This window comes from Marinilabiliales bacterium, assembly GCA_007695015.1.
Taxonomy (GTDB): Bacteria; Bacteroidota; Bacteroidia; order Bacteroidales; family PUMT01; genus PXAP01.
Window position 1 is genome coordinate 1 of record REEN01000101.1, and the last position, 11,219, is coordinate 11,219.

General features: G+C 49.3%; 9 protein-coding genes. 1 reads left to right on the forward strand and 8 read right to left on the reverse strand.

Annotated elements, in window-relative coordinates; translation table 11 throughout:
• Positions 1-2,721, forward strand: a 2,721-nt coding sequence (locus EA408_12900; protein ID TVR69164.1) for a hypothetical protein, incomplete at its 5' end; no start/stop codon positions are given.
• A 159-nt stretch (positions 2,722-2,880) separates the two neighbouring features.
• Here EA408_12900 and EA408_12905 read toward each other — a convergent pair.
• The 8 genes from EA408_12905 to EA408_12940 form a co-directional block, all read right to left on the reverse strand.
• Positions 2,881-3,495, reverse strand: coding sequence for a phospholipase (locus tag EA408_12905; protein TVR69165.1), 615 nt, complete (start codon positions 3,493-3,495; stop codon positions 2,881-2,883).
• A 74-nt stretch (positions 3,496-3,569) separates the two neighbouring features.
• The gene (locus EA408_12910; protein ID TVR69171.1) at positions 3,570-4,550 is read right to left on the reverse strand and encodes a ring-cleaving dioxygenase; all 981 of its coding nucleotides are present in this window, start codon (positions 4,548-4,550) and stop codon (positions 3,570-3,572) included.
• A gap of 100 nt (positions 4,551-4,650) precedes the next feature.
• The gene (locus EA408_12915) at positions 4,651-5,037 is read right to left on the reverse strand and encodes a hypothetical protein (protein ID TVR69166.1); all 387 of its coding nucleotides are present in this window, start codon (positions 5,035-5,037) and stop codon (positions 4,651-4,653) included.
• A 100-nt stretch (positions 5,038-5,137) separates the two neighbouring features.
• A complete protein-coding gene (locus EA408_12920) occupies positions 5,138-6,499 on the reverse strand; it encodes a gluconate transporter (protein ID TVR69167.1) in 1,362 nt (453 codons plus the stop codon).
• Positions 6,500-6,551: 52 nt separating this feature from the next.
• Positions 6,552-7,514 (reverse strand): bile acid:sodium symporter, encoded by a 963-nt coding sequence (locus EA408_12925; GenBank protein TVR69172.1) that lies wholly within the window; start codon positions 7,512-7,514, stop codon positions 6,552-6,554.
• A gap of 115 nt (positions 7,515-7,629) precedes the next feature.
• Positions 7,630-8,457 (reverse strand): outer membrane lipoprotein-sorting protein, encoded by an 828-nt coding sequence (locus EA408_12930; GenBank protein TVR69168.1) that lies wholly within the window; start codon positions 8,455-8,457, stop codon positions 7,630-7,632.
• Positions 8,426-10,729 carry a hypothetical protein gene (locus tag EA408_12935; GenBank protein TVR69169.1) on the reverse strand — a complete coding sequence of 768 codons (2,304 nt, stop codon included), beginning with the start codon at positions 10,727-10,729 and terminating at the stop codon, positions 8,426-8,428. Before EA408_12935 ends, EA408_12930 begins: the two co-directional genes overlap by 32 nt.
• A 77-nt stretch (positions 10,730-10,806) precedes the next feature.
• Positions 10,807-11,219: hypothetical protein (locus EA408_12940; GenBank protein TVR69170.1), on the reverse strand; the 413-nt coding region annotated here is incomplete at its 5' end.

Consider the following 11,219-nt stretch of genomic DNA (forward strand, 5'->3'; position numbering starts at 1 on the left):
CTGCAGGTAACAAGCAGGGAAGACGCCGAAGATGATGACCCGATATTCGAGGTCAAAAATCGCGACGGACAGGTGGTTTTCGGGGTGTACCAGACAGGGGTCAGGATATATGTTGATGAAGAGGCAACAGGCAAGGGCACCAGGGGAGGGTTTGCCGTGGGCGGGTTTACGCGGGACAAGGGAGACGAAATAGAATACCTCAGGGTTGACCCAGGTTCGGTCAGGATAACCATCGACGAGGAGAAAACCGATGACAAAGGCGTTAGGGGCGGATTTGCAGTTGGAGGTTTCACCCATTCAAAAGGTGATCAGCCGCTGGAGTTCCTGAGGGTTGACCCGGGCTTTGTAAGAATTAACATCGACGACTCCAAGCCGGTAGAAGATGATGATAATGGCAGCAAGGGAGTGCGGGCAGGATTTGCAGTGGGTGGATTCACACACAGTAAGCAAACGGAAGTGGACTATTTCAGCCTCACCCCTGCCAGCGCTCTCTTTTCACTGGACGAAACAGATCTCTCAAAAGGAGTTAGGGGAGGTTTTGCAGTGGGCGGCTTCACGCACAGCAAGGACGGACTAAGCGAATACTTCAACATCTCTGGCACTGAAACGCCCGATGTTATCGACAGCGAGGCACGCATACTCTGGTACCCTCAAAAAGAGGCATTCATGGCAGGCAGGGTGCTGGTCGAGCATCCCGACAGCGTAGGGACCAACTCATGGGCATCGGGCTTTGAATCAAAGGCAATAGGCGAATATTCACAGGCCCTTGGTTACGAGTCAGTGGCCAGAGGAGGCTTTTCCACAGCAATAGGCCGGAATGCCATCGCCGCGGGAAATAACTCCTTCGCCTTCGGAAACAATTCAATCGCCGGTTCACACATAGAGGACGAAAGTGCAGATAATGCCTTTGCATTCGGTCAGGGAAGCATGGCTACGGGTAAAGGGAGCTATGCCATCGGATTTGAGGCAGAGGCTACTGGTGAGGATGCCTTTGCAATAGGCAGGGGCACTGAGGCAAGCGGCCTGGGAAGCTTTGCGATCGGTTTTATCGGGCAGGATTCAATTGGCAATGTAACCGACCATACCAGAGCCACAGATGACTGGGCCGTTGCCATCGGTATGGGAGCCAAAGCAACAGGACGGGGGGCTTTTGCGCTTGGAACGATGACAGAAGCAAGTGACGGCTACTCTCTCGCAACCGGATACAGTACAATTGCCAGTGGTTATTATTCAAGTGCATTCGGACGTGAGACTGTGGCAACTGGCTTTATAGCCACCGCTTTTGGTTACGAGACCGAAGCATCTGGACCAACTTCATTTGCCGCCGGCTGGGATTCAAAAGCTATTGGTGCCAATGCATTTGCCGCAGGCTGGTCGTGTGAAGCAAAAGGTGAGGCTTCAGTGGCTATGGGACAGGAGTCTGTCGCAAATGAATATGCCTCAATAGCATTGGGTTACGGGAATCAATCACTTGGACAATATTCTGTTGCTTTGGGAGGTGGAACATTTGCCTTAAATGAAGGGGCAACTGTCAGCGGCTTGTCTTCCACTGCCGAAGGTATTGCCTCAACAGCATTTGGTGAATTTGCCAGGGCATCAGGTGACTACTCTGTTGCAATCGGATACAATACTTTAGCTGAAGCCGAGGCTTCAGTTGCCATGGGTAAGGGAGCAGAAGCCAAAGGTGACTACTCTGTTTCCCTGGGTCGCGAAACAGAGGCCGTTGGGGAGGCATCACTGGCTTCAGGTTACTTCAGCCAGGCAATAGGGGATAATTCATTAGCAATGGGAAGGCAGGTAGAAGCCAAAGGTGACTATTCTGTTTCCATGGGGCACAGAACAAGGGCCTGCGGGGAAGCATCACTGGCTTCAGGTTACTCCAGCCACGCAGAAGGGGATTATTCAATAGCAATGGGTGAAAGATCGACAGCAGAGGCCAACAGATCAGTTGCAATTGGTCACGAGGTACATGCAACATCATATAACTCCTTTGTAGTTGGGAAGTATCCATACATAGAATTTGAACACAACAAAACAGAGTGGATTGACTCTGAGCCTCTGTTCGTAATTGGCAACGGCCATGGAGATTGGGAAGGAGATCCAACTAATGCAACCAAAAATGCAATTACAGTTTTAAAAAACGGAAGAACTGCCATAAATCACCATGATCCGCAAGAAATGCTCGATGTTGACGGTAATGCCCGCTTCAGGGATATTCCTGTAAACGGATCCGGCTCGGCCCTGATGGTTGATGAATTTGGATCGCTGTTTGTCTCCAACTCCGACCATAGGCTCAAGACCAATATTGAACCCTATTCCAATGCACTTGAAGACATCTCCTTGCTCAGGGGGGTCTACTTCAACTGGTTGGGAGATGAGGACGGAGCCATAAAGATAGGCTTCATTGCCCAGGAGGTTGAGGAAGTGCTGCCCGAGCTTGTATTCACTAATTCGTCTGACGGATTGAAAAGCGTTAATTATGCCGAGATGACAGCCGTGCTGGTTGAAGCAGTAAAGGAGCAGCAGCAACAAATTGAAAACCAGCAGGGGCAGATTGAACAACAGCGTGAGCAGATCCGGCAACTTCAGGAAAGCCAGCAACAGATCCAGGCACTTGAAAACCAGCAACAGCAAATCCAGGCCCTCAGTCAGGAAAATGAACTTCTGCGGGAACAGATTGACCAGATCATAATGATGCTGTCTACTGCCAGATCAGAATAGCTGATTCTTCCTTTCTCAGGAAAAACAATACTGCCATCTGAAATAAAGCCAGATGGCAGTATTTATATCCTGTTTAACGCCTTTTTCAATGCCACCGGAAGTGAGATAACAGGTCCATTCAATTTTACCGTGATGATGAGAAATTAACCGGAATTCGCATTAATGCAGGCTCAATAGTTCTTTTGCCCGGTCGATCTCTTCCTGGAGGATGGTGTGTTCCCTTCCGGGGAAGATGTCGAGGGTTACACGGGCGCCCATGCCCTGGAGCTGGTCGCGGGACTCCTCCGACCTGCTTTGAGGAATATGGGGATCGTTGTCGCCGTTGCTGATATAGACAGGGGTGCTTTTGAAGTCGCCCCGGTAGAGCTCCCAGGCAGGCTCCTCCCCTATCACCCCCCCGGTAAAAATCCCCAAACCACCGTATTTTGCAGCATTACGGGCAGCAACTTCCGCCGAAAGGCAGGCCCCCTGCGAAAAGCCCATAATGTAAATATTCTCTGAAGGTATATGCCCGGAAATATTGTCGATGATCTTTTTGACATAATCAATGGCGCTGCTCAGCCAGGGTTCGTTCTGTTCTGCCGGCATGAGAAAGCTGTAAGGGTACCACTGGTAATTGGTTGCCTGCGGTGCCGCCACATACCAGCTTTCGTTTGTGAAAAAATCTGCCAGTGGCATTATGTTCTCTGCCGTGGCGCCCCTGCCATGTAGAAGGATCAATGCTTTAGAGGCTGTTTGCAGGTTGCCCCTCTCCCTTATATCGTAACTGTGCATAACTATGGTTTTATCAAGGCAGCAGGTCCTGCTGCGATATACATATTATCTGAAATTATCAGTCTGCCGGCAAATTACCTGGAGAATGAAGTAAAAGTGCTGTCGGCGAATTTTTTCCTGTCAAAGCTTATCGTCTGCAGGTTGCTCTCTATGATTTCCCTGTTGTTCTCCTGCCAGGGGGGTAGTTTCAGCTCCTCGCCAAGTCTTTCTATATCTTCGTCTATAGCCATGCCAGGCGGATTGGTGGCAACCTCAAAGAGCACACCTCCGGGTTCGCGGAAGTAGATGGACCTGAAATACTGCCTGTCCACTACCGGTGTTACATGAACGCCTGCATTTGCAAGCTTTTCGCGCACCACTAACTGTGTTCCGTCATCTGCAGTTGCAAAGGCAACATGGTGCACAGTGCCGCTGCCTCCACGCCCCATTTCTCCCCCATTCATAGCCAGCACATCGACAAGGGTGCCTGCCCCCTGTGAGGGCGAAAAGCGCATCCGCCCGTTCTCCTCTTCCAGAAGCTGGTGATCCATCTTCCCGGTAAGGAACTCCGCCGTTCTTTCATGACGCTGCTGGTTGAGGGTGATGCCGTAAAATCCTTTAATTGTATGTTTTTCAGGTATGTGCCCGTAATTGAAACCTTCACGCTTGTCTCCGCCTGTGGCTACAAGCTCAAGGCCCAGTCCGTCATCATCCTCAAAATAGATGAACTCCTCGCTGCCGAAGCGCTGGCGGGGTGCGGCATGGTCTATACCAAATCTGGCCAGCCTCTCTGTCCAGTAACCCATCGATCCTTCAGCTATTGAAAAAGATGTAACGGTCATCTGTCCCGTACCTTTCCGTCCACGCACCATTCCGGGATATGGAAAGAAGGTCATCAGTGTGCCCGGCGAACCTTCCCTGTCGCCGTAATACAGGTGGTAAACCTCAGGGGCATCGAAGTTAATGGTCTTTTTGACCATTCTCAGCCCCAGTATACCTGCATAAAAATCAACATTTTTCTGCGCATCGGACGACATTGCCGTAACATGATGCAGTCCCAGTATCTTTTTGTTTATGTTATTATCATTTTTCATACTCCTCCAAATTTATCATTAAACACCTGAGTAACAATTCTCCTTATTGGAAGGCGGGGTTCCCGGCGCGGGGATGTTAAAACTAGCCAGGTGGTAAACTATCGCCGGCCAGCCTGATAAAGACCGACCTCCTTACCTGCTGTCGGACATTTTTTGTCCTATGCCCTTTGCCTGATGTATCTTCAACAAGCAGAATGTCACCGCCAATGAATTTCCTGGTTTCTCCCAGGCTGGTGGTTATCTCTATCTCGCCGTCAAGCAGTATTATGAACTGCCTTGCCGGGGCATTATGAAAATCGTAGTCGTAACCGGCATCGTTCAGCCGGAAACAGATATCCTCTACTTTGAAGTTATCTGAAAGGTATCCGATGGGTCCCTTGTCAGCAAGCGGCACTTTAACATCCTCAAACAGGCTCTCTCCTTCAGCATCAGAATACAACCTTGTATAAACAAATTCCTTATAATCCATATTAGCCAAACCTCAAACCGTTACTCATACATCTATATAAATAAATGTTTGTTTGGCGATTTTGTTCAATTGCCGATAGGGCTAAAGGGAGATTCTGTGATCAGAACACCTGGAAGAGCAGCCATGCAAAGAGCAGTCCGCTCACTGCTATGATGGTCTCCATCACCGTCCATGTCTGCAGTGTCTGTTTTTCGTCCATCCCCAGGTATTTACCAACGAGCCAGAAGCCGCTGTCGTTTACGTGCGACAGGATCGTGGCCCCGGCAGCTATGGAGATGACAACAAGCGCCTCCTGCGGCTGGGAAAGGGCAAATACAGGCAATATCGGACTCATGATGCCTGCCGCGGTTATCATGGCAACTGTTGCCGATCCCTGTGTTACCCGCACTACCGAAGAAATGATCCATGCCAGCACAACCGGGTTTATATTGCCGGTCGATACCGCCTGTGCCAGGGTGTCGCCAATGCCGCTGTCAACCAGTATCTGCTTGAGCACCCCTCCTGCCCCGGTTACCAATATTATAATGCCGGCAGGGCCCAGGGCGGCATTGCTGATCTCCTGGAGCTTCTTCTTTTTTGTCCCCCTCCTGATACCAAGAAAATACATGGCGAGGAATGTGGCGATAAGTAGCGCCGAGAACGGGTGGCCGATAAAGATTATGAAGGCAGTCAGGAAATTGTCTGGCAATACACCGGTATTAACAAGCGCACCTGTTATGGTATTGAAAAGAATAAGGGCAAGCGGACAGCCAATGAGCAAAACAACAAGCCGGAAAGCGGGATAATCCTGCTGCGGTCTTGCGTTTTCCTTCAGAGATGCGAACATCTCGGCAGGGGGCTGGATCTTTACCTTATCACTTATATAGCGCCCAAAAAGCGGCCCGGCAATGATGACCACGGGGATTCCTACCGCGAAGCCGAGAATGATCACCCATCCCAGATTGGCCCCTATTATCTCCGACACGGCTACGGGGCCGGGCGTGGGCGGTATAAAGCTATGCGTGGCTGCAAGTCCCGCCAGAAGAGGAATGCCGTAAAACAGGAGCGATTTCTTTGTCTTCCTCGAAAGAGCATAAAGAATAGGCACCAGTATAATGAAGGCAACATCAAGGAATACCGGTATGGCAATGATAAAGCCGGTAATGCTGAGGGCCCAGGGTGCCTTCTCCTCGCCGAACCTGTTTATCATATACATGGCAAGGGCCTCTGCCCCGCCCGAATATTCAAGTATCTTGCCGAAGATGGCGCCCAGTCCCACCACCACGGCAATGAAGCCCAGGGTGCCTCCCATACCCTCCTGTATACTTGCAAGTATTGCAGCAGGTGTCATACCTGCAGCATATCCCGTGATGATGCTGACGAGCATTAGAGAGATAAAGGCGTGTATCTTCAGTTTAAGCACCAGGAAAAGCAGTGAAGCTACGGCGGCAGCAAGGATGAGAACGAGCAGTATAGGGTCCATAGGCGGTTTTTATAACTGTAAATATGCAAAAATATCTGTAATGGAAAGCTTATCATCCTTTGTTATTCCTGCCATAACGGGCAGCAATGATGCTGGTAACAAAGATCTGCAATGAATGGAAGAGCATCAGGGGAATCAGGATGAGGCCGGCTGCATGGAAGGTGCCGAAGAGCACGTTTGAAAAAACGGTTCCGTGTATAAGGGACTTCTGCGAGCCGCAGAAGAGGGCTGTTATACGATCCTCCCTGTTGAATCCAAGAATTATGGTTATCAACCGGATCAGCCCGTACATAAAGAAGAACAGGGCGGTTACCAGGAGAGCAAGCAATACCAGGTCGGTGGCATGGATCTGCCTGAAAACATCATCAGTAAATGAAGATGCAAAGCTCCTGTAAACAATAAGCACTATTACCGATTTATCAAAGGTGCTGAGTTCCCGGCTGTGTCTCAGTGCAAAAGCGTACCATTTTCGCTGCATCAGCACACCAATTATGACAGGCAGGATTATTCCAAGGAACAGCCTCAGGTAAATATCAGTAAAATCAAACCCCTCTGCTGTCTGCTGCAGAAAAAGTCCCATCCACAAAGGTGTCAGTATAATCCCGATTATACCTGAAATGCTGGCATTGAAAATCGCCCCGGGAATATTCCCCCTCCCTATTGACACCATCACAACCGATGAAGATACAGTAGAGGGAACCGCTGCAAGGAAGAAAAGTCCGAGCCACAGTATCTCATGTTCTTCACTCTGTGCTAAGGGATATAATACAAGTACAACCAGCGGAAAAAGAAGAAAGGTTGAGAGCTGGACAACGATATGGAGCTTCCAGTTTGAGAGTCCTGCCCTGATTTTTTCCGCACTTAACCGGAGTCCGTAAAAAAAGAAGATCAGCGAGATGCCTGCCGTACTCACATATCCAAGGATAACACCGCTCTTTCCTCCGGCAGGCTGCGGGAAAAGCCAGGCAACAAGAACCACGGCCAGAAGAGCTAATACGAATTTATCAATTTTCACTATTGACGGGATACTGAATATGTTCCGCAATTTACAACATTTTCAGGATGTCGTCAATCAATGGCTGAACACAATTAGTTATTTGCCTGGGCAGGGATTATAACGGTACTGGTTTTCAGAAATCTTCAAGCGCCGACACCTCAAACTGGTTTTCTGACAATTCTGAGCCGTCCTGGAACCTGTCCACCGCCAGAACCGACCGCCGGTTGTTCTGCACATTCCTTACCTCCATGCTGAAGGCCCAGTATCTGTCGGCCGACTGCCTCCGGTAATCACCAATTTCCATCACGCGGTGCAACTCACCGTCAAGATCATAGTATTCAACCTTGTAGGTATGATAGTTTTCCTTATCGACCCGGGCAACCATGCGGCTGTAACCGTTCTCTTCGGCCATTTGCTCAGTAAGGGGAACCGATTCAATTACCCAGCTCTCCCTTCCTTCGACTGTTTCAGAACCAAGCATCTTGTGCTCAAATTCACGCGGGTTGCGGCTGCCCATATCGGCATTTGTAAACTCCGATCCCATGAAGCTGGCCGACCTTTCACTGCTTACGATCCGGCGGGTCCGGCGAAGTGCTGGCATGTATATCCACATATCATCGGCACCGTTTTCATGATCATGGACAAGCATTGACGTTCCCCTGACATCGGCCGGTGAAAGGAAGCGTATAAGCGTTTTTGCTGTCCCGTTAAAAGTGCGTGTGGCTATTGCAACCTGCCTGGTTCTCACATTACCCCTGTGGTCATGTATATTGAGGGTGGCAGCCATTTCCATAGCCTCAATATCGATGATATCGGCAGCTCTTTGGGATATTTCACCGGCATCCTGTCCATTCAGCCGAATGAACGCTGATGCAAGCATTATTGTAATAATTAATGTGGTCTTCATAATATTTGATTTTTGGTGTTTATTAATTATTTGATATCGGGTCTGTTCTGTCATAATCGGTTCGCCTGCTGCTGTTTTCCAGAAACGCGGGCCTGACGATCAGGCATAAGGCAGGCACGAGGATAAGCGCACACAACAGGCAGAGAAACAGCGAAAAGATGATAAGAAAGGCAAATGTTTTCAGAATTACCAGTCCGGAAAAAAAGAGCACCGAAAAGCCGATCATGACCGAAAAGGCATTTATGGCGATACCCCTGCCCGTGGTTGCCAGGCTCCTTACAATTGCATCCCTGTAATCCTTTCCTTCAGCCATCTCATTCTTTATGCGCCAGAATATGTGAATGGTATAGTCAATACCAATACCTATGGCTATGGATGAAATAAGAGAGTTACCTATGTCCAGGTCAAAACCGGCCCAGCCCATAAGTCCGAAATTACACACAAGGGTAAAGAAAAGCGGAACCGCACCCATGAGCCCGGCAAATGCCGAACCGAATATGATCCACAGAAGAATAATGATCGCTGCCATAGCAAACACCAGCGACAGTATTTGTCCCCGCACTATCATCTGCGACATCTCTTTTTCAACCAGCGATTGTCCGGCCTGCAGCACGGCCCAGGGCGTCCCTGCGGCCATCCTGTCGATTACAGATGTTATGCGTTTGAAATCCCGTATATCGTCTGCACTGAACTGCACGTTCAGAACCGCCCTGGTAAAGTCAAAATCCACAAGTTGCTCAAGGTCCTCCGGGTCGCCGCTCATGCTGTAAAGCTCAATGTACTGAGCTATTGCCGCCCGGCTTTGTGGAATGGTATCGTAGAACTCATCGCCGGGATCGTTGAGTGCACGGCTGATCTGGCGTATGATAGTTGCCAGCGAAGTGACACCCCCAACACCCCTTACATCCTCCAGTTCCCTCCCGAACCTGTCCATAGCTGTCATAACCGACGGATCCCGGATGTCGCCTTCGAACAATACAGAGACATGTTTTACTCCCCCGAAATTATCATTGGCAATTTCTGTAGAGACCCTTACCGGATGGTTTGCCGGCATCATCTCCTCGGTGTTGATGCTGACCTTGAGCCTTAATATACCTGTAGCCGATATAAGAAGAAAGGCTGCAAAAACAAGAATTACCGTAACCGTTCTTCTTGTTGTTACCTGCCCTGACCATGCCAGGAGCCGGTCAATCACAGACTTCCCGTTACCGGTGAAGCTCCTGTGAACCTTACCCTTTTTCAGCATGCTCATTACGGCGGGTATGTAAAGCAGGCTGAACAACAAAGCAAATGCTATTCCTGCCGCACTTGCAATACCTGTCTGCCTGGCCGGCAACATAACATGGACCACCAAACCCAGTATACCGAATATGGTTGTCAGCGCCGTGAGTGTTATGGGTTTTGTCAGGGCCGCCATTACCCTGTCAACTATCTGCTTCATCTCCATTCCCGGTTCACGGGCATTAATCTCCTGGTACCTGGCTACGATATGCACACCGTAATTATTGGCAACGGCAATCATCATTATCGGAATCAGCACGGCAATAATGCTGAAGTCCCATCCCAGCAACGGTATGATTCCCATTGCAATAGCCGTCGACATACATACCACTGAAAACGGCAGCAGTACGGCTCTTAACTCTCTGAATGACAAATACAAAAAGAGTATCATAACGATGAGTCCGGCAGGAAACAAAACTGCAAGGTCCCGCATGGCCAGTTTCTGGATCTCGTACCGCAGATACGGTAGCCCCCCGAACCATACCTCCTCATCGCCCGGTACATTTTCAAGGAGCCGGGAGATGTATTCAATCATTTCGTCATCGGGTACATCCTGCCCGGGATTTACCAGCATCAGGGTATAACTGAAATTTTCGCTAACGAGCATCTTCCAGGCCAGGGGATTGTCAATTATCTCTTCCCGCAGCGCCTCCTTCTGCTCCCGGGTCGAAGGTATCCGCCTCACCACGGGATCGACCAGCATGGCACCATGCTCGCCCCTGATGTAGACCGATTCAAAGATCGATATTACATCCTCAAACCCGTCATAGGATAAAAGTGAGTCATTAATGGCCCTCAATCGCAGAAGGGTTGCCTGCTCCAGCACATCAGGGGCGCCAAATATCACAATCAGGGGATCGTAATGGCCGAATATGCTTTCCAGGCTGTCAAGATTAACCTTTGATTCAATATCATCGGGCAGGTACTCCATCAGATCGGGGTTGATCCTTGCCTGCCTCAGCGGCAGAAGCATAGCAAAAATCAAAAAAACTGATGCAGCAATTATTATTCTCCTGTACCTGGCAAAAAAGTGTTTTCCTGTCATTAGTAAATTCTTTCCTTTAATCCGGATAAACCGGGGCACAAAAAATCAACCTTAAGCATAACACCGGAAGTTACCCTTCAGAACGACATCCTGATACCTGCAAAAAAGCCTCCAAGGACCTTACCGGCCATGTTATATATTGATTCATCCGGCCCTCTCATAATCTGTGCGCCGGCAGAGATCAGCATTCCGTCCCTGGCGCTCCATTTAAGCTCCGGACGGATCAGATACTCCTCTGATGTGAAATTGTAATATGAGCTGAACTCAACCCTTAACTCCTCATAAAAGAATGACCTGGATAGAGATAAGAACATCGCATGGTTGAATTCTTCCTGCTGTAAAAAAATCCGGCGGTTATACAATTCTGATTCATAAATGACCGATTCCGATGCCCAGCGTAACAGGTCAGCCGGATCCTGCATATCAGGCAACGGGGGACGGTCAATGGCAGAATAATCAGCAATGTATTTACCTATATACTGGAATATAG

Bases quoted from the DNA above. Each gene is read 5' to 3' on its own strand.
- EA408_12905 (TVR69165.1), bottom strand. From the start codon at position 3,495: ATGCACAGTTACGATATAAGGGAGAGGGGCAACCTGCAAACAGCCTCT.
- EA408_12915 (TVR69166.1), bottom strand. From the start codon at position 5,037: ATGGATTATAAGGAATTTGTTTATACAAGGTTGTATTCTGATGCTGAA.
- EA408_12920 (TVR69167.1), bottom strand. From the start codon at position 6,499: ATGGACCCTATACTGCTCGTTCTCATCCTTGCTGCCGCCGTAGCTTCA.
- EA408_12930 (TVR69168.1), bottom strand. From the start codon at position 8,457: ATGACAGAACAGACCCGATATCAAATAATTAATAAACACCAAAAATCA.
- EA408_12935 (TVR69169.1), bottom strand. From the start codon at position 10,729: ATGACAGGAAAACACTTTTTTGCCAGGTACAGGAGAATAATAATTGCT.